The sequence below is a fragment of the Paraburkholderia sp. TE9906 genome, from assembly GCF_056279605.1.
In genome coordinates this window covers 143,324-160,959 of sequence record NZ_JBWCCT010000009.1, presented here as the reverse complement: position 1 = coordinate 160,959, position 17,636 = coordinate 143,324, and the positions used below count along the sequence as shown (strand labels likewise).

Genomic DNA, 17,636 nt, shown 5'->3' with positions numbered 1-17,636 from the left:
GACCATCGCATTTTCGTACATCGCTCCCGGTTGCCGGCCTGAGCGAAAAACATTGCGTCAGAGAGAGCAGCCTCCGACACGGCATACCGCTATAGTGAAAACCACTAGGGGTTGACATGGACAGAGCCGATTCACGCAAAGTTGCGCACGATGCATCCGCAAAGCCTCCGATCTACAGCACGCCTGAAGAGCGAGCGGCACAAGGGCGAGTCATTCGTGATTCGGTCTCCAGATCGTCTCAAGGCGGGTGGAGTTTGCCCACGGGTCGCCGCAGCCCAATCGAACTTCTCAACGAATCGAACGAAGGGCGGCTCCAGAGCCTGATCCCGATCCGCTTCGGTCGAATGTCCGCGTCTCCGTTCGCGTTCTATCGCGGCGCGGCCGCAGTGATGGCGGCTGACCTCGCTACGACGCCAACCAGTGGGCTGCGCGTGCAAGCATGTGGCGATGCGCATCTGATGAACTTCGGCGGGTTCGCGACGCCCGAGCGCAACGTGATTTTCGACATCAACGACCTGGACGAGACGTTACCCGCTCCGTTTGAATGGGATCTGAAGCGGCTCGCAGCGAGCGTCGTGATCGCGGCGCAACATCTGGAGTTGCCTTACAGCGATACGACACGCGTCGCTACGGAACTCGTGCGCGAATACCGCGAGCGTATGCACGACTATGCGTCCATGCGTGCGCTCGACATCTGGTACGACCGAATCGACCTGCAGAAGTATGAAGATCGCTCGGGCGACCCTGTAGTCGTGGAGGCCGCGCGCAAGCGGATTGCACAGCGAATTGAAGTGGAACGCCGCAAGACCGTGCCCGAGCATCTGTATCCGAAACTTGTCTCGGAGGAAGGCGGGCGGCCCAGAATCAAGGATGAGCCGCCGCTTATCTTTCATCCCAGTGAAGATATCGCGCCCGGCCTTCAATCGGGCTACGCAGAGGCAATTGCGACGTATCGGGAAAGCCTCGCCGAACACGTGCGAGTTCTGTTCGACCGCTTCCGTTTCGTCGACCTGGCGCTCAAGGTGGTGGGCGTGGGCAGTGTCGGCACGATGTGCGGGGTAGGCCTGTTCATGGCCTCCGACAACGACCCGTTGTTCCTGCAGGCCAAGGAGGCGAAGGCGTCGGTGCTCGAGCCCTATGCGGGCAAGAGCCTGCACCCCAACCACGGCCAGCGCGTGATTGCGGGCCAACACATCATGCAGGCCGCTAGCGATGTGTTTCTCGGCTGGAGTCGGGGCAAGAATGGGCGCGATTTTTACATTCGTCAGCTCCGCGACATGAAGATTTCCGTCCTCATCGAGGCGCTCGACATCGGGACGCTCCGGCAATATGCGCGCATGTGTGCCCATGCTCTTGCGCGTGCACACGCGCGTTCGGGTGATGCAGCGATGATTGCCGGGTATATGGGCTCGGGTCAAACCTTTGACGACGCCATCACGGAGTTCGCGACGGAATACAGTTCACAGAACCGGCGCGACTACCGCGAGTTTATCCAGGCGATTCGTGAAGGGCGAATTGAGACGGTAACTGAAGTTTAGGTTGGGCGGTGTTGGTGCATCGGGCCGGTCTGATCGAGGCGTGGGCCCGAGCGGGCAAACGGGCATTTGCGGGACATGTAGCCTACGAGTTGCAGGTCACGTGGGGGCACCGCCGCAGGAGAATGAAGTGATCGGATCGGTCTTCCGGAGTACGCAGAAACGCACGCCGTGCTTGACTGGCGGGCTTGCCGTTCTATTGTCATCGACAGCCGGCGCGGCCGTACATCATGACTTCCATTCTCTTGCGCCCGACAACCCGGCTACCTTGAGCGCGCCCGCCTCCGGCCCGGAAGCCACTGCCTTGAATAAGGTATTGCGCCAATACGGAATCGAACAAGGATCGAACAAAGCGAGGATCCTGTCGGCGTGGTTCGACAAGGTATCGCATGACCCCATCATCGCGGCTCGGATACCAGGTGGGGCAGGGGGACTCGAGCGGGTCCTGCTCGATGCGGACAAGCGGGAAGCCCTGATGTCAACAGGACTCGCGCGTCTTACCGTCGAAGACCGGTTGCTTTACCTGCAACTGTTCACCCGTCTGCTCGACGAACTTGTCCCTGTCAACTGTTTCGGGCTTATCGATGTCATCGCGGTGATGAACCGTATTACGGTTGCCGTGATGTCCGACGCGGATGCGGAAATCTATCTTGGGCTGCTCTATAAGGTCCTCGTGAGCAGCGTTTCCGAAATGCCTGAGCGGTCGCTGACGCCGCGTCAATATACGGCGGCTGTCGACAGTCTGTCTCGCGCAATCGTCATCGAGCTGGACGCCGATCCCGTCGACCTCGATCGATACCACTTCTACACGATGCACCCTTTGGCGGCCACACCGTCGGACGTGTGCTGGATGACGAGAGTCACGCTGCATGCTATTGCAAGGATGCCCGAGGGGGAGCGCGACCTGTTTCTTCTGTCGATATTCACGGATTCCAAAGCAGCGTCACATGCAAGCCCGGTTGATGCAGAACCGGCGAAAGCACCACTGCCTTCTTCGACCGCGCCTCCCGACCTGAAGATGCCTTGACGGCGTATGCGAGCGGCCAGGCGAGTCAGGCGTGGATTCCGGGTGCCCGGGACCTGATTGGACGACGTGGTATCGAAGTCCTGCCGCCCCCGGCGTGAAGGTAACGAAACAGGGCGATACGAAGCCCGGAACCGCGCCTCGCGCGGGGCGGCTGCTTGAGGCGGTTATGGAGGTTGGCATGGCCTGGAACAGAAGATACAGCGTGAGCAGCTATGTGAGATCGTCGCTGTGGACCGTTCCGATTCTTGCCGTGATGGCCGGCATTGCCTTGAAGCGTGTAGCCGAATACACCGGTGCGTGGCTGGCCAACCATCATGCATATGACCTGCAACGCGGATTTCTTGCCGTCAGCGCGGAGGAAGCGCATTCCATTCTCGACCGGATCTTCACTCTCAACTTGTCGTGTCTGGTGTTCAGTTTCGGCTCCCTGCTCGTCGCCATCCAGGTGGCGGGTGGACAATATACGCCTCGCATCATCGCAACCACGCTGTTGCGGGACAACGTAATCCGCTGGATCGTCGGCCTGTTTGTCTTCTCGTTGCTCTGGACTCACAGAACCATGGCGGAACTCGGGCAATCAGTGGTGGTGCCGCAGATGCAGGTGTTCCTTGCGACCCTGATCGGACTCGCTTCACTCATCGCGTTCATCCTGCTGATCGACTATTCTGCGCGGCTGATGCGGCCCGTGAGTTTGATAGGCCGCGTGGCAACTCAGGGTTTAGCGGTCATCGAAAGTATTTATCCCGATGCCTTTAGTGAGGAGGAAATGCACGCGGATTTACCACACGTTCAGGTTTGGGCATCGCTCTCACGGCAGTCGCCCGCAAGCGCAGACGAGGAAAGCGTATCCACTAACCCGATGCCGAGCCCGCGCATTGTCTGTCATGGGGGTGGATCCGGCGTCGTGTTGGCGGTGAATCTGAAGGGCCTCGCACGAGAGGCGCGACGTTGTGGCTGCGTCATCGAGTTCGCCGCTCAGGTCGGTGATTTTCTTGCCACGGACGAACCGCTCTTCTATCTGTACGGTGCAACCACTTCACTCAGCGACGACAGCGAGCAACGTTTGCAAAACTTTGTCGCGCTCGGTTCGGAAAGGACGATGGAGCAGGACCCTATGTTCGCATTCCGGATCGAGGTCGATATTGCGCTGAAGGCACTGTCTCCTGCGATCAATGATCCGACGACGGCCGTGCTGGCCATCGACCAGTTGCACAGGCTGCTCCGCCTGGTCGGCAAGCGCTCCCTTGCCAACTGCGCGGTCAGCGACGAAAGCGGGAAGCCCCGCGTGCTGTTTCGTACGCCGGACTGGGAGGACTATGTGCACATCAGTTTCAGGGAAATATGGCAGTGCGGGGCAGGAAGCTTGCAGATCGAGCGGCGTCTGCGGGCAATGATCGAAAACCTGATGAAGACACTGCCACCTGAGCGTCACGGCGCATTGCGTCGCGAACTGATCCTGCTGGACGCGACGATTTTGCGTGAGCATATGTTCGAGGAGGACATCGCACTGGCTCGCGTTCCGGACACACAGGGGCTGGGCGGCGCATCGGAGGCCAGCTCGCGGCAAACATCCGCGGGGGATCGCGAACATGAACAGGGCGATGGGGTCAGTGCCCATGGCGCGCCGGTGCGAGGATGAAAGTTCGGCGGGACGTCATCAGTACGGTCCTGACTACCGCAGCCGTCGTGATACTCGTGATCGCGCTGCCCTCGGCAATCGTCGATACGTTTGAGACAGGGCGCGTCTATCTATTCTCCCGTCAGTTTCTTGATGAACTGCCGCAGCGGTTGACGGGTCCGGGGCGCCTGCGATTTGTTATCCAGCCGCTGATTGCTATCGTCTTTGGATGGCGTGGGGGGATCGGCGATGCCAATGCAGATCGGCAGCCCTATTTGTACAGTCTGGTCATTCGAGCTGGGGACCGCAAGGAACTGGCAAGGAGTGGGATAAAGGCGATTCGGGATCTGTTTGCCGTGGGGATTATTCTGGACGCCATCGCTCAGTTTTTCATCTATGGATGAAGTCCATCGGGGCGCGGCGATCGTATTCGGGCCGGTACTCATTTGCCTTCCATATTCTGTTTCGCGCGCGCTCGGCAATCGGGCAGTGCGGTTTTTGCGAGGCCATAGCGGAGGGCGGTGATTTCCGACAGCTCCTATTCGTGAACCTGGATATCCCAAACGAAAGGAGTCGTCTTTGAGATTGGCGCAGCGCGCAACGTGGTCGCGCCGTTCTCGAAGAGTGGCGAGCCGGTCTGTTGCATGTTTGCCCATCGGACTTTCAGGTGCGTTTTTGCGTCTGCAACGCGTTCAAATAACAGGCTGTTGCGTCGTTGATCTGCGTCAATCGCCCGTGGTTTCGAGGTGCTTGAATGAACGTAGACACTAGGAGCAACGACTATGAATTCACGTTCGGCAGAGGCTCCTGCCATCCCCATCCAGTTTCACAAGCTGCTCAAGATAGTCGCGATCGTCGACGGGAATGATCGTGCAACGAAGGAACTACTTGATCACATCGCTGCCGGGAACATACGCGTCGAGATCACGAACAGCGCCAGGCGAGATCTCGACGAAGATGCGGACGTCGGTGCCTACATCGTCAGGGTGGACACCGAGCACGTCGGAACGGCGCCAAGCTTGCGTTGATTTATCCGCCGGGAATCGGTGTCGTACTTCCGGGTGAGCGTTGGGACGCGCGTGCGCAGTCGATGCTCGCGTATTTCATGGCATTCCAGGAATCGTTGAACCGTTTTCCTGGGTTCAACTTCGAAGTGCAGGATGTGTTCCACGAACGGGAGAACGGTCGCATCCGCTTCTATACCTACGTTGTCCGGGCATAACCGGACCTGAACGCGACCTACCCTGCAGGAGGGGCAACATGTCTAACCAGCCCAAAAAGATGAACGTCATCCAGTTGACGTTCATCGTCACGGTGAACATGACGGGCTCCGGCATCATCATGTTGCCCACCAATATGGCGAAGGTGGGTGCGATATCGCTGCTGTCCTGGCTGGTGACGGCCATCGGGTCACTCGCCATCGCATACGGCTTCGCCGAGGCGGGGCTGTTGAACCAGCGCGCCGGGGGGATGGCGGCCTATGCGGAGGACGGTTATGGCAGGGACGGGTACTTTCAGGTGTTCTTCCTGTACTTCCTTTCTATTGCTATTGCGAATGTGGCGGTCGCGAGTTCGGCACTCGGCTATCTGGCAGCGTTCTTTCCGGTGCTCACGTCATCGCCCATTGCCACCTGCGTGGGCGTGATCGGTCTGCTGTGGCTCACCACCCTGGCGAACTTTGGAGGCCCAAAGATCACGGGGCGCATCGGATCCGTCACTGTGTGGGGAGTGATTCTGCCCGTCGGCTTCATTTCGATAGCAGGCTGGTTCTGGTTCCACGGCGCAACGTTCGCCGCCGCGTGGAATCCCAGGGGACTGAGCCTGGGCGAAGGCATGGGCTCGAGCATTTCACTCACCCTGTGGGCGTTTCTCGGCATGGAGTCGGCGGTGCAGAACTCCTCGGCGGTCGAGAATCCAAAGCGCGACGTGCCGCTGGCATGTATGTTTGGCACCTTGGGCGCGGCGGTGATCTATATCCTGTCCACCGCGGTGATCCAGGGCATCGTGCCCGGTGCGGATCTCGCAGCATCGACCGGCCCGTTCGGGCTGGCCTTTGCGCGCATGTTCAACCCGACGGTCGGGTCGATTGTGATGGCGCTGGCTGCGATGGCGTGTGTTGGATCACTGCTCGGCTGGCAGTTCACACTGGCCCAGACGGCCAAGGATGCCGCCGACACCAGAATGTTCCCGGGCATTTTCAGCAAGGCGAACGCGATGGGGGCGCCGATCGCGGGCATGATCATCATGGGCATCATGCAATCGCTCATGGCGCTTTCGACGATCTCGCCAAACCTCAGTGAGCAGTTCGCGGCACTCGTCAATCTCGCGGTCGTCACGAATGTGCTGCCGTATATCATCTCGCTATCGGCGCTGTTCGCGATGATGCGAAATGCCGGCACGCCACCGGCAAAATACCGTCTCAACGCGATTGTGACCGTGATTGCGCTGTCGTATTCCGTCTACGCAATCTATGCGTCCGGCAAGGATGCCGTGCTCGGGGGCATGCTCGTCATGGCGATCGGATATGTGATTTACGGCTTCATGGCCTCACGCTTCACGTTGGCGAAATTGACCGGACGTGCGGCGGCGTCGGCCGCTGCCGCATTGGCTGTGGCGATCGTGGTGCTGGCGGGTTTGATTTCACCGCGGGCACACGCGGACGAAGGGGCACCCGCGCGGACGCTGGCGAGGATCAAACAGGCTGGCCAGATCAACCTGGGTTATCTCAGCGAGGCCCAGCCGTTCGCCTACAAGGACAAAACAGGGCAGATCACAGGATACACGGTCGGACTGTGCCAAAAGATCAGCAATGAGATCAAAAGCGAGTTAAAGCTCGGAAGACTCACGGTAAAGTGGGTGGCCGTCACACCCGATGATCGTCTGCGCGCGATCCAGGAGCGGCGGATAGACCTGTTGTGCGGTGACAGCGACACACTAGCCGCCCGGCAGGACATGTCGTTCTCGATTCCGGTCTATCCCGGCGGCATCGGCGCTCTGCTGCGCTCGGATGCGTCGCCGGGGCTCAAGGAGGTCCTGTCCGGGGCGGGGCCGTCGCACCCCACCTGGCGAGCGGCTCCAGCGCAGCTGCTTTCGCGGCAGACCATTTCCGTCGTCGAGGGGTCGCCCACACAACGCTGGCTCGGCAGCAAGCTCGGCCAGTTCCAGATTACAGCGTCCGTCGTTCCGGTCCCCGATGTTCAGTCGGGTGTACACAAGGTTCTCGACCGGCAGACCAACGTCTTCTTTGGCGAACGTTCACTGCTGCTCGCGGTCGCCAGCAATAGCCCGGCTGCCGGTGAGCTGGCCGTGCTGGAGCGTCGATTCACCTATTTGCCGGTGGCGATCGGCATGGCACGCGGCGACGACGATCTGCGCCTGCTCGTCGATCGCACGTTGAGCCGGCTATTTGTTTCGCCGGAGTTTCCCGCGATGTACGCAAGGTGGTTTGGCGAGCCTGATGCGGGCACGCAAGCTTTCTTCCGCGTGAGCGCGCTTCCCGAATAGCAGGCGGCCGATGAGGGGCCGCCGTCGCGTGGCCGCGCGTTTGTCCAGATCGGCCACATCCTGTTGACACGCATGGCTTGCCTGTGACACGGCTGGGGATGTTTCGCTTAGCATACTGAAGAAGCCTAATGAATATCAGACGCAGGGGATCAGAGAGCCATGAAGCCGGTGCATAACCCAGAACCCGCCGGCCACGCTGGCGGCCTCGCCCCTTCCAGATGGACGGCGAGCGTATGTTTCGCGCTGTGCGCACTGATTTCTGGCTGCACGTCGCTCGGCCCCACGACCATCATCGCAGACCGCTTCGACTACAGTGCAGCGATCGCCGATTCCTGGAAACAGCAAACGCTGCTGAACATCGTCAAGCTCCGCTATCTGGACTTGCCGGTGTTCGTGGAGGTGGCATCGGTTGTAAGCGGCTATTCGCTTCAAACGGGTGTGTCGATGAACGGCACCCTTTCGACGGAGAGGGCGGTGCAGGGCAATTTTCTGGCGGCGGGCGTACAGGGTGTCTATACGGACCGGCCAACCATCACCTATGCGCCCGCAACCGGGCAGAAATTCCTGCGGGGGCTGGTGGAGCCGATCGATCCGAAGAACATCTTCTTCATGCTTCAGAGCGGCTATGCGGCCGACTTCCTGTTGGGCATGACGGTAGAGTCGCTTAACGGCGTGCGTAATCGCTCGACGGCTGCAGGGATAATGCAGGAGGCGGATCCAGACTTCCTGCGGGCAATCACACTGCTGCGCGAAGTGCAGGCCACCGGCGCAGTTGGCATGCGTGTGGAAGAGGATAAAGGCAACGGTTCAACCGCGGTGCTTTTCTTTCGGCGCGAGGATATGCCCGCCGATGTCGTCGAGAAGGTCGGCGAGATACGCCGGCTGCTCAAGATGCCCGTGGGGCCGCAAAAGTTCAAGCTCAAGTACTCGCCGGCGCGCGGTGCAGACGACGAATTGACGGTGAACAGCCGCTCGATGCTGCAAATCATGCAAGCGTTTTCCACCTATATCGACATACCGGCGGAGCATCTCGCAGACCATAGCGCGTTGCCGGTCGTCATCAAGTCCGCCGCCGAAATGCAGCAGGGTACCGTACAGATTCACAGCGGCAAGGAAAGGCCGACGAACGCGTATGTGGCGGTACGCTACCGTGACTATTGGTTCTGGATCGATCATGGCGACTTGCGAACCAAACGTGCGTTGAATGCCGTCATGCTCTTTTTCACGATGGCGGACACCGGTCCTCAGGAGGCTTTGCCACTGATCACGATCCCGGCGCAGTAGCGGTGTCAAACGCAGGGCGCGGCGAATCGCGCCGCTTGCGAAGTACGAGCCGACGGATGGTTCAAGGCCCGCGCGCGCTGCTCCTGGCGGGCGTCGTAGAGGTCTCGCGTCGCTGCAGACCACCGTGTCGGACCATCACATGGATAGCCCGCGAGCGCTCATCTCCGGCCGTTATCCGATTCCCTCTCCATTAGGCGGATGCTCTGTAGGCCAACGCCTACAGAGCATCACGTTCGGCTACGTCTTTCTCGGGGCACTCTGATTTCGTTTCGCGAGCGTATCTCCAATAATAATTTTACGGACCTGCGCAACGGCTTTGCGCCGCAGGCCGACCGGACTTCAGGAGCACGCCATGAACAGCAATTGCGTTTCCCTGCGATCGTTAGTGGATAAATGGCTTGCGCCCACGCATTCAATGCCGGCGCGGGTAGCGCTCGTTGGTCGGATGTTCGCGACGCACGGCCGCTATGTGCAAATGGAAGGTTGCACCTCGACCGGACCACTGACGATCATATTTTTCAGGCATGACGACGGTTCATGGTGCGTGTTCCCACCCGTGCCTGCGCTGCCCGCGATGTGCGGGCATGTCTTTGCGAACTGACGCGTCATGTCATGAACCTGCGTCGACCACATGCCGATGCTGATCGGCATATCGCGGCGGGCTGCCAGCGCCTCTAATCGGCTCAAGGCTTGCCCGCGCCTGTCTGTGATGAATTCTCGGGATCGAACCGCTCAAGCCGCAGGGCACCCCAGCCCAGCGGCGCGAATACATGGCCGCCGGCCAGTTCGACCAGTTCGACGAATTTTTCGAGCGAAACGCCCGCAGCGATTCGAACCGGCGCATTGCCGATGAAATTCTGGGTGCGCAGCCACGGCACATCCCCATGATTGACTTCGTTGACGCTATATTCCCGGCCGTCGTACCCGGCGTCGGGCGACAGTAGCGGCCCGTCGAATGCAACGGTCAGGATCTGGTTCGGTGCGTCGTCGTAGGGCCGGCCGGCATGCTGCTCGCAAGGTGCCCGCTCCCATCCGTCGCCCCATTGCTGATCAAGTGGCAAGCGGGTGAAATAGGCCCACGGCGCGCGGACGAAGCACAGTCCGTAAGCATGGCGGACGCCGTCCAGATCGGTGGTGAGTGCCATGACAGTAGCCTCAAGGTTTTGACGACATCGCCGGATCAGGCTTCGTCGTCAGTAGTGAACAGGCCGTGTTCAGGCGAGGCCCGCTCATTGTCGACACATTGCACATGCCAGTGACCGGTCATCAGGGTGCGGCCCCGGTCCGCGCACCACTGGGCGCGCCCGGTCTCGCCTTCGAACGGGCCGTTGAGTTCGTTGAGATCGAGCCCTTCGAGCACACAAACGGGCACCGAATCGTGCGGACCGCACACGAGCGTATGTCCGCAATCCACACGGAGCGTTCCCCATTCGGGCAGCTCCAGCCCGAAGTGGCCTTCACGTGACCATTGCCGCGTTTCCTTGTCGAGCCACAAGATTGCAAATGCCATCGGATGAGCACGATCGAACGTGTCGAGGTGGACAGTCAGACGCATGAAAATTCTCCGGAACGTGCGGTCGCCTCTATCTGATCGAGACAGGCCGCGAAGGCGTGATAAAAAGCGGCGTTATTGACTCAGAACCCACTGCACGAGCGTATGCGCATCCTCCGCCGACAGCGGACCGCCGCGATCGGCCGGTAGCGGCATCGACATGTCGCCCCAATGCGCTTTGCCGCCGAGGCGCAACTTGTGTTCGAGCATGAACTGCGCGTCCGGCTTGTCGCGGTAGCGCTCGGCGATCTGCTGGAACGACGGTGCGAGGAACGGTGCGTCGCGCGTGTGGCAAAACATGCAGTGGTGCTGATCGACCAGGGCGACCGGTTCAGGCTCGGCAAGCGCGGCGCCGCTGGCTAGCAGCCAGGCGGAGCAGACCATCAGACTGTGACGGGACAAGGCGTTCACGGCATGCGCTCCTGTGCAAGGGATGAGTTCAGTGTAGAGAGCCCGATCTGGCTGCTGTTGACTTCGGTCAACCAGGACGCAAAACCTGACTTTGATGTACCGCGCGCGGCTCCTATGCTGATGACAGGCGGGCGGCGCACAGGCCGGGCCGCCGCGAAGCGTGGTGCTCGACGCGTGGGCGTGCAGACACGCCCACTCCACGTCACATCCTGCGCGGTCAACCAGGTGGTGGTCATGAAGATTCATTTTCCCGAGGAACGCCCGGAGTATTGCGCGCGCGATCTCATCGTCGCGTTCGCCGCCGAAGTGGACGGCGCGCGAGTGCAGTGCGCGATCACGGCGGAGGCGCTCGAAGACCATTTCGGCGCCGCCTCGTTACGCGAAGACGACCTGATCGCGGCCTTCAACTCGAACCGGCATCCAATCGAACATGCCGCGCGGCGGCTCCTTCACGAGATTGGTGCCAAGCCGGTGCTCATGCACAGCGGTTACTTTCGCTTTTGCGAGTGAATGCCCTCGAAGCTGGCGGGCGCAGTGCCAGGCGGCGTGCGCCACGCCCGGAGGGCGTCCGCGTCAGGCGGGGAAAGGGAATTCGAGGAGAACGCGACTATGCGTGCGATGGTATTCGACGGCAGCGCGTCATCGCTGCGTGAGCAGGATCTACCCGATCCGGTGGCCGCTCAGGGGCAGATCCTGATCGATGTTCACGCGTGCGGTGTGTGCCGCACGGACCTTCATCTGGTCGACCGTGAGCTCGAGCATCCCAAACAGCCCGTGATTCCGGGCCACGAAATCGTCGGCAGGGTAGCCGGGCTCGGCGCGGGCGTGACCGGATTCGCCGTCGGCGACCGTGTGGGCGTGCCGTGGGTCGGCCATACGTGCGGGCGGTGCCGTTACTGCCTGTCGGCGCGGGAAAATCTTTGTGACGATCCGGGCTTCACCGGCTATACGATCGACGGCGGTTACGCCGAGCGCACCGTCGCCGACAGCCGGTACTGCTTTCATCTGCCGGAGCAATATACGGACATCGAGGCGGCGCCGCTGCTATGCGCCGGTCTCATCGGCTATCGCGCGTTGAGTATGGCGGGGGACGCGCAGCGCATCGGCCTATACGGATTTGGCGCCGCGGCACATATCGTCGCGCAGCTCGCGCGTCATCAGCAGCGCAAGGTGTACGCGTTTACCCGGCGGGGCGATCAGGCAGCGCAGCAGCTCGCGCTGCGTCTGGGCGCCGCGTGGGCTGGCAGCAGTGACGAGGCGCCGCCAGACGGGCTGGATGCGGCTTTGCTTTTCGCGCCAGTTGGCGCGCTCGTTCCGCAAGCACTGCAGGCGGTCGTGAAAGGCGGTGTGGTGGTATGCGGCGGGATTCACATGAGCGATATTCCGTCGTTCCCCTATGCATTGCTGTGGGGCGAACGGCGCGTGGTGTCGGTCGCGAATCTGACGCGTGACGACGGACTGGCCTTCATGCATATCGCGGGCGAAACCCGCCTCGCGATCGAAACGACGACCTATCCGTTGACAGAGGCCGATCGGGCGCTGAACGATCTGCGCGGTGGCAGGCTGACGGGTGCGGCGGTGCTCGCCATCCGATAGCGCGCTCGGGCTCTGTGGTGCGGCTCGGCACGCGGGCGCGGCGTCCGGGGCCCTCGCGCCGACGCGCCGGCCCGGGTACGGCTCAAACGCTTACGAGGCGCTCGTGGTCGAGAATACGGATGTCCTTGCCGTGGATATCGACCAGCCCGTCGCGCTGGAATTTCGAGAGCATCCGGCTCACCGTCTCGAGCTTGATACCCAGATAGCTGCCGATTTCCTCGCGCGTCATGCGCAGGTGAAATTCGGCCGGCGAATACCCGCGCATTCTCAACCGGTCCGACAGATTCAGCAGGAATGTCGCCACGCGCTGTTCGGCGGACATCGTGCCAAGCAGCATCATCTGCGACGACTCGCGCACGATTTCGCCGCCCATTATCCGATGCAGATGTTGCTGGACCGCCTTGACTTCACGGCACATGGCTTCGAGCAGATGGAACGGGATGATGCAGACGTTGCTGTCCTCGATCGCGATCGCATCGCAGCTATGGTGGCCGAAACACACACCGTCCAGCCCCAGCGAATCGCCGGCGAGATGAAATCCGGTCACCTGCTCGCGACCGTCGCGGTGCATGACGACAGTCTTGAATGAGCCCGCGCGCACCGCGTAGATGCTCTGGAACGAGTCGTTTGCGCGATAGATCGTCTCGCCCTGCCTGATGGTCCGCGACGGGCAAATGAACGATTCGATCCTCTGCATTTCTCGGGGTGTCAGGCCTTGTGGCATGCAGATGGAGCGCATGGAGCAGGCCGTGCAGCGCTGTCCGTCCTTTTGAGATGCTCGCGCGATTGCCGGCGAGCGTGCCGCAGCGGGCGGTGCTTGCAAAGGAATGCGCGCGGGCGCGATGACGGGATAGGCTGCAACGTCAGACATGATGTGCTCCTGGTTGAATGAGGGCGCGCGTACGATGCTCGCGGGCGATTCGCTGGATCGTGTTTAACGCGAGATCAAACTCGCGGGTCTTGTCGAAAAAAAGATGAGCGCCACCCGTAAGACATGCGCGCCGAAACCAGGCGCTGGCATGGTTCGTCAGCACGATGACAATCACATGCGGCATGCTCTGCGCGAGCGACGCCAGCAATTCCACGCCGGTGCCGCCGCTCAACTGCCACTCGGTCACAACGAGGTCGGCCGTGCGTGCTTCGATGCCCGCGAGTGCGGCAAGGGGTTCTTCGGCTTCGCCGACTATCTCCACGCCGTCCAGTGTGCCGAACAGCGCTTCCATACGGCGTCGCACTGATACTGCGGCGTCGACGAGAAAAACGCGCAGGGCGGGGCAGTCGGGGATCGAGTTCATGGCTCGAAGTATTGGCCCTGCTGTCCCAAAATAAAATCAGCGCGGAATGAGCTTCGAGTAGGCAGGTGGGAAGGTATGTAGGGCGTTTCCTACATCAGCGGGATGGGGATCGGGAGAATCCCTGGGTGTGCCCCGTGAGGGCTGCGCGTTAGGTCAGAAGGGCAATACGGGGCTTGACCGTACCCGCTTGCCACGGCGGGGAGGGTAGGTGTTCAGATGTCGTCCTCTTCGTCGCCAACCAGCTTGTGCCGCATCGCGTAGCGCACCAGCGCAGCCTCGTGCGGCATCTGCATCTTCTCGAGAATACGCGTCTTGTAGGTGCTGACGGTTTTGCTGCTCACGCAGAGTTCAGCCGCGATTTCGGTGATCGTCTGGCCGGCGGCGATCCTCCTGAGCACGTCGAACTCCCGGTCGGACAGTCGCTGATGCGGCAGCAGATCGGCCGGTTCATTCAGGCTCTGGGCAAACCGCTCGGCCATCGCCAGGCTGACGTAGACGCCGCCGGCGGCTACTTTGGTCACGGCCGTCACGAGCTCCGCGCTCGCGCTTTCCTTGGTCAGATAGCCGGATGCGCCGACCTTGAAAGCGCGCACCGCATATTGCTGCTCCGCGTGCATGGTCAGCACGAGAATGCGCAGCGACGGTTTTTCTTCCTTGATCTGTTTGATCAGCTCAACGCCGTTGCGGCCCGGCATCGACAGATCGAGCACCAGCACGTCGGCGGCGCGCTCTCGCATCAAGGCGATGGCGCTCGTGCTGTCGCACGCTTCGCCGACCACTTCGAAGCCGCTTGCCCCTTGCAGGATATGCCGAAGACCATCTCGTACGAGCGCATGGTCATCGGCGATCAAGACACGGGTCATGTTTGCACCTCCTGCAACTGCACGGCCTGTGACGGAACGGTGACGGTCAACACGAAGCCTTCACCGTGCGCGGTGTGAATGTCGACCGCACCGCCGAGCATGTGCGCGCGTTCGCGAACGCCGAGCAAGCCGAACGATTTGCCTGCCGCGCCCGCCGCACGATGCGCGCCCTTGCCGTTGTCGGCGACGCGCAGCACAAAACTCTCGTTCGCGGCGCGCAGGTTCAGCGTGACTATCGTGGCATCGGCATGGCGCGCGACGTTCGTCAACGCTTCCTGGACGATCCGGAACAACGCGGTGCCGCCCGCCGGGCTGAAATGCGCGTCACCGGTTTCGATGTCGCGCGCCACGTCGATGCCGTAGCGGTTGGTGAAGTCGTTCGCCAGCCATTCTATCGCGGGGATCAGGCCAAGGTCGTCGAGCATGACCGGCCGCAGGTCGGCAGCAATGCGGCGGACCGACGCCACGGTGGCGTCGATCAGCCTTCGCATGCTTTGCAACTGCTCACGCCCCAGCGCGCTGGCCGATGCGTCCAGTGCCTGTTCGAACGCCGAAACGTCCATTTTCAGCGCGGTGAGTTGCTGACCGAGGTCATCGTGCAGTTCGCGCGCGATGCGGGCTTTCTCCTCTTCGCGCACCTTCTGTAAATTGGCCGAGAGCTCCCGAAGTTCATCACGTGCCTCCTGCTGCGCGCGCTCCGCTTTCACGCGCTCCGTGATATCACGCAGCATCACCGTGTAAAGCCGGGCGCTGCCGTCGCTGATCTGCGAGATCGAGGCCTCCAGCGGGAATTCCTCGCCGTTCGCACGCAAACCCCATAGCACCCGCTGCTTGCCCATTTGCCGGTCCGACACGCGGGTTACCCCGAATTGTTCGACGTGCCTCGCGTGCGCCGTGCGAAACCGCTCGGGGATGAACCGGTCGAGGGGCGCGCCGACGGCATCCATGGCGGGGCAGCCGAACACCTGTTCCGCCATCGGATTGAAGATGATTATGCGCTGATGTTCGTCGATGGTGACGATCGCTTCCATCGAGGACCGGATGATCGCCAACATGCGGGCTTCGCTCACGCCTGGCCCGTTTTTGTTCGCGTCACCCCGCGCGCCCGCGAGGTGAGCGTCGCGGTATGCCCGCACCAGCACGTAGGTGCTCGCCGCCAGGAAGACGGCGGCGGCGAGGCAAAAGAGCCGCGTTGAATCGAGCCAGCGTTGCGTCGCCAGCATGGCGGCGAACGTCAGACCAAAGACCGCTACTGCGGCGAATGCGGGCTGCGCCGCAGCAGAGGCGAGCCGCCGACGTGCGCCGGTATCGGGCGGCGGCAGCGTCTTATCGCGAATGGCCATGTGCGCCTCTTCGGAAAACGCGGACAGGCGGACGCGGCACTAACCGCTGGGTCGCCACGGCGGCGCGTAGTGCGAGCATCGCGGTCCGATATGTTGTCATGCCTGCCGTGGCGGCCAGGCGCCGCTGTTATTCCTGAACAGATGCCGTTCGCGCTCATTCTGCGCGAAACGCGGAATGCTTGCCAGTGTCGCACGAGTTGTGCGATTGCCCGCAATGCCGACACCGGAGCGCCACCCGGTATCGCTCGGCCATTCAATGCGACAGCAGAACAGGTAGCGTCATCGATTGCAGCAGGGTACGCGTGACCCCGCCGAGCAGCCGTTCGTGCACCCGGGCGTGGCCATAGGCGCCCATCACCAGCAGATCAATATGGCGGTCCGCCAGCATATTGAGCAGCATGACGCCGGTATCGACGCCGGACAGCCTGGGCGTTGCCGTGAAGCTCGCCTCGATACCGTGACGCGCCAGCCATGCGGCGACATTGATGCCCGCTGGCTCTCCGTCAGTGTGATGACGCTGCACCGTCATCACCGTGACGAAACTGGCGCGGCGTATGAGCGGCAGCGCATCGGTCACGGCCCGCGCGCTTTCGCGGCCGCCATCCCATGCAATCATCACGTTCTCCATCTGGGCCCGCACCGGTCCCGCGTGAGGCAGCACGATCGCCGGACGTCCGGAACCCATCACGACGTCGTCGACGAACTGGCGCGCGACATACGCGCCCGGGTCCTCCAGGTCCTCCTGGCCAAGGATCACCAGATCGGCGTGGCGCGAGTGCAGGATCGCCGTCTCGGCGGGGGGGCCGTCCGGTGCTCGCCATTCCGCGCTGCATGCGGCGCGCCCGGTCGCGGCGAGGAAGCGCGCGTGCGCGCTCTTCAGATTGGCGTCACGCTGCGCGTCACGGTTGGCGATCCAGATAAAGTCTTCATGCAGAAAGATGGGTTTGGTCAGTTCTTCGCAAACCACATAAAGACCGATCAGATGTGCGTCGTGGCGCGCCGCAAGCTGCAGGGCGTAGTCGAGCCGCGCATCGCTATGCGTGCTGTCGTCAAGATGCACCAGCAGGGTTTTGCAGTTCATGACGGCTCCGTGGCAAGTGTTCCGGCAGTCTGTGTAGGGTTCGCGCGGGGCGATGCGCACTGCCCGGAGATCAGCAACACCGGACAGGCGGCGATGCGCAGAAATCGTTCGGCAACGCTGCCGAGCATCAGCCGCCGCACGCCACGCCGGCCGTGCGTGCCCATCACGACGACGTCGGCGCCGAACTCCTCGGCGGCGCGCTGGATGCAGTGTGCGATGTCTTCGCCGGTCATCAGCTCGGTTTCGGCGAGGCGCGTCGGCCCCGTTACGCCAGCCGTGCCCATGAGCGCGGTAGCATCGGCCAGCACGCGTCGCCCTTCCTCAGTGAGCGCGTCGCGCACGTATGACGGGTCGTAGCCGGGCGCGTCGTAGGACATCAAGGGCACGTCAACGACGAACAGCGGCTGCAGCCGCGCGCCCGAATCGCGCGCCAGCTCGATGGCGGCATTGAGTGCGCGCGTCGAGGTTTCGCTGCCGTCAACGGCAATCAGAATCTTTTGGTACATGGCGAACACTCCAGAACAGGA

General features: G+C 61.9%; 20 protein-coding genes. 11 read left to right on the top strand and 9 right to left on the bottom strand.

Features of this window, described 5'->3' with window-relative positions; all coding sequences use genetic code 11:
• The first annotated feature begins 116 nt into the window (after window positions 1–116).
• From ACZ9H4_RS24710 to ACZ9H4_RS24670, 9 genes are all read left to right on the top strand, one after another.
• The gene (locus ACZ9H4_RS24710) at window positions 117–1,538 is read left to right on the top strand and encodes a DUF2252 domain-containing protein (protein WP_408147568.1); all 1,422 of its coding nucleotides are present in this window, start codon (window positions 117–119) and stop codon (window positions 1,536–1,538) included.
• A gap of 127 nt (window positions 1,539–1,665) precedes the next feature.
• Window positions 1,666–2,562: a hypothetical protein gene (locus tag ACZ9H4_RS24705; protein ID WP_408325494.1), complete on the top strand. Its 897-nt coding sequence runs from the start codon at window positions 1,666–1,668 to the stop codon at window positions 2,560–2,562.
• 178 nt (window positions 2,563–2,740) lie between these two features.
• Window positions 2,741–4,201, top strand: coding sequence for a DUF2254 domain-containing protein (locus ACZ9H4_RS24700; RefSeq protein ID WP_476121437.1), 1,461 nt, complete (start codon window positions 2,741–2,743; stop codon window positions 4,199–4,201).
• Between the two features lie 47 nt (window positions 4,202–4,248).
• On the top strand, window positions 4,249–4,584 hold the full coding sequence (locus ACZ9H4_RS24695; RefSeq protein WP_476121435.1) for a hypothetical protein: 336 nt from the start codon (window positions 4,249–4,251) through the stop codon (window positions 4,582–4,584).
• A gap of 378 nt (window positions 4,585–4,962) precedes the next feature.
• Window positions 4,963–5,208, top strand: coding sequence for a hypothetical protein (locus ACZ9H4_RS24690; RefSeq protein WP_476121433.1), 246 nt, complete (start codon window positions 4,963–4,965; stop codon window positions 5,206–5,208).
• Window positions 5,205–5,402 (top strand): Orn/Lys/Arg family decarboxylase, encoded by a 198-nt coding sequence (locus ACZ9H4_RS24685; protein WP_408147578.1) that lies wholly within the window; start codon window positions 5,205–5,207, stop codon window positions 5,400–5,402. The genes ACZ9H4_RS24690 and ACZ9H4_RS24685 overlap by 4 nt, the downstream gene beginning before the upstream one ends.
• 38 nt (window positions 5,403–5,440) lie before the next feature.
• Window positions 5,441–7,684, top strand: a complete 2,244-nt coding sequence (potE, locus tag ACZ9H4_RS24680; RefSeq protein ID WP_476121430.1) for a putrescine-ornithine antiporter — start codon at window positions 5,441–5,443, stop codon at window positions 7,682–7,684.
• Window positions 7,685–7,843: 159 nt separating this feature from the next.
• Window positions 7,844–8,968 carry a hypothetical protein gene (locus ACZ9H4_RS24675; RefSeq protein WP_476121428.1) on the top strand — a complete coding sequence of 375 codons (1,125 nt, stop codon included), beginning with the start codon at window positions 7,844–7,846 and terminating at the stop codon, window positions 8,966–8,968.
• Between the two features lie 352 nt (window positions 8,969–9,320).
• On the top strand, window positions 9,321–9,569 hold the full coding sequence (locus ACZ9H4_RS24670) for a hypothetical protein (RefSeq protein WP_408147584.1): 249 nt from the start codon (window positions 9,321–9,323) through the stop codon (window positions 9,567–9,569).
• A gap of 82 nt (window positions 9,570–9,651) precedes the next feature.
• Here the strand turns inward: ACZ9H4_RS24670 and ACZ9H4_RS24665 are convergent, their stop codons facing one another.
• From ACZ9H4_RS24665 to ACZ9H4_RS24655, 3 genes are all read right to left on the bottom strand, one after another.
• Entirely contained in the window at window positions 9,652–10,113 is a 462-nt protein-coding gene (locus ACZ9H4_RS24665; protein ID WP_408325508.1) for a hypothetical protein, read from the bottom strand.
• A gap of 35 nt (window positions 10,114–10,148) precedes the next feature.
• Window positions 10,149–10,523 carry a DUF3564 domain-containing protein gene (locus tag ACZ9H4_RS24660; protein ID WP_408147588.1) on the bottom strand — a complete coding sequence of 125 codons (375 nt, stop codon included), beginning with the start codon at window positions 10,521–10,523 and terminating at the stop codon, window positions 10,149–10,151.
• A 72-nt stretch (window positions 10,524–10,595) separates the two neighbouring features.
• Window positions 10,596–10,931 (bottom strand): c-type cytochrome, encoded by a 336-nt coding sequence (locus tag ACZ9H4_RS24655; RefSeq protein WP_408147590.1) that lies wholly within the window; start codon window positions 10,929–10,931, stop codon window positions 10,596–10,598.
• A 225-nt stretch (window positions 10,932–11,156) separates the two neighbouring features.
• Between ACZ9H4_RS24655 and ACZ9H4_RS24650 the strand changes: the two genes are divergently transcribed.
• Complete coding sequence (locus ACZ9H4_RS24650) at window positions 11,157–11,441, top strand: DUF1488 family protein (protein ID WP_408147736.1); 285 nt, start codon at window positions 11,157–11,159, stop codon at window positions 11,439–11,441.
• Between the two features lie 99 nt (window positions 11,442–11,540).
• The gene (locus ACZ9H4_RS24645) at window positions 11,541–12,527 is read left to right on the top strand and encodes a zinc-dependent alcohol dehydrogenase family protein (RefSeq protein ID WP_476121424.1); all 987 of its coding nucleotides are present in this window, start codon (window positions 11,541–11,543) and stop codon (window positions 12,525–12,527) included.
• Between the two features lie 82 nt (window positions 12,528–12,609).
• On the opposite strand, the gene ACZ9H4_RS24640 is transcribed toward ACZ9H4_RS24645, so the two are convergent.
• From ACZ9H4_RS24640 to ACZ9H4_RS24615, 6 genes are all read right to left on the bottom strand, one after another.
• Entirely contained in the window at window positions 12,610–13,398 is a 789-nt protein-coding gene (locus tag ACZ9H4_RS24640) for a helix-turn-helix domain-containing protein (protein ID WP_408147594.1), read from the bottom strand.
• Complete coding sequence (locus ACZ9H4_RS24635; protein WP_476121422.1) at window positions 13,391–13,822, bottom strand: response regulator; 432 nt, start codon at window positions 13,820–13,822, stop codon at window positions 13,391–13,393. Before ACZ9H4_RS24635 ends, ACZ9H4_RS24640 begins: the two co-directional genes overlap by 8 nt.
• Window positions 13,823–14,034: 212 nt before the next feature.
• On the bottom strand, window positions 14,035–14,685 hold the full coding sequence (locus ACZ9H4_RS24630; RefSeq protein ID WP_476121420.1) for a response regulator: 651 nt from the start codon (window positions 14,683–14,685) through the stop codon (window positions 14,035–14,037).
• Complete coding sequence (locus ACZ9H4_RS24625; protein ID WP_476121418.1) at window positions 14,682–16,028, bottom strand: PAS domain-containing sensor histidine kinase; 1,347 nt, start codon at window positions 16,026–16,028, stop codon at window positions 14,682–14,684. The genes ACZ9H4_RS24630 and ACZ9H4_RS24625 overlap by 4 nt, the downstream gene beginning before the upstream one ends.
• Before the next feature lie 253 nt (window positions 16,029–16,281).
• Window positions 16,282–17,109, bottom strand: coding sequence for a universal stress protein (locus tag ACZ9H4_RS24620; protein ID WP_408147602.1), 828 nt, complete (start codon window positions 17,107–17,109; stop codon window positions 16,282–16,284).
• Window positions 17,106–17,615: a universal stress protein gene (locus ACZ9H4_RS24615; protein ID WP_476121416.1), complete on the bottom strand. Its 510-nt coding sequence runs from the start codon at window positions 17,613–17,615 to the stop codon at window positions 17,106–17,108. The genes ACZ9H4_RS24620 and ACZ9H4_RS24615 overlap by 4 nt, the downstream gene beginning before the upstream one ends.
• Window positions 17,616–17,636: the final 21 nt, after the last annotated feature.

Bases quoted from the DNA above. Each gene is read 5' to 3' on its own strand.
- ACZ9H4_RS24690 (WP_476121433.1), top strand. From the start codon at position 4,963: ATGAATTCACGTTCGGCAGAGGCTCCTGCCATCCCCATCCAGTTTCAC.
- ACZ9H4_RS24710 (WP_408147568.1), top strand. From the start codon at position 117: ATGGACAGAGCCGATTCACGCAAAGTTGCGCACGATGCATCCGCAAAG.
- ACZ9H4_RS24615 (WP_476121416.1), bottom strand. From the start codon at position 17,615: ATGTACCAAAAGATTCTGATTGCCGTTGACGGCAGCGAAACCTCGACG.
- ACZ9H4_RS24635 (WP_476121422.1), bottom strand. From the start codon at position 13,822: ATGAACTCGATCCCCGACTGCCCCGCCCTGCGCGTTTTTCTCGTCGAC.
- ACZ9H4_RS24675 (WP_476121428.1), top strand. From the start codon at position 7,844: ATGAAGCCGGTGCATAACCCAGAACCCGCCGGCCACGCTGGCGGCCTC.
- ACZ9H4_RS24630 (WP_476121420.1), bottom strand. From the start codon at position 14,685: ATGACCCGTGTCTTGATCGCCGATGACCATGCGCTCGTACGAGATGGT.
- ACZ9H4_RS24625 (WP_476121418.1), bottom strand. From the start codon at position 16,028: ATGGCCATTCGCGATAAGACGCTGCCGCCGCCCGATACCGGCGCACGT.
- ACZ9H4_RS24620 (WP_408147602.1), bottom strand. From the start codon at position 17,109: ATGAACTGCAAAACCCTGCTGGTGCATCTTGACGACAGCACGCATAGC.
- ACZ9H4_RS24700 (WP_476121437.1), top strand. From the start codon at position 2,741: ATGGCCTGGAACAGAAGATACAGCGTGAGCAGCTATGTGAGATCGTCG.
- ACZ9H4_RS24670 (WP_408147584.1), top strand. From the start codon at position 9,321: ATGAACAGCAATTGCGTTTCCCTGCGATCGTTAGTGGATAAATGGCTT.
- ACZ9H4_RS24640 (WP_408147594.1), bottom strand. From the start codon at position 13,398: ATGTCTGACGTTGCAGCCTATCCCGTCATCGCGCCCGCGCGCATTCCT.
- potE (WP_476121430.1), top strand. From the start codon at position 5,441: ATGTCTAACCAGCCCAAAAAGATGAACGTCATCCAGTTGACGTTCATC.
- ACZ9H4_RS24665 (WP_408325508.1), bottom strand. From the start codon at position 10,113: ATGGCACTCACCACCGATCTGGACGGCGTCCGCCATGCTTACGGACTG.
- ACZ9H4_RS24660 (WP_408147588.1), bottom strand. From the start codon at position 10,523: ATGCGTCTGACTGTCCACCTCGACACGTTCGATCGTGCTCATCCGATG.
- ACZ9H4_RS24645 (WP_476121424.1), top strand. From the start codon at position 11,541: ATGCGTGCGATGGTATTCGACGGCAGCGCGTCATCGCTGCGTGAGCAG.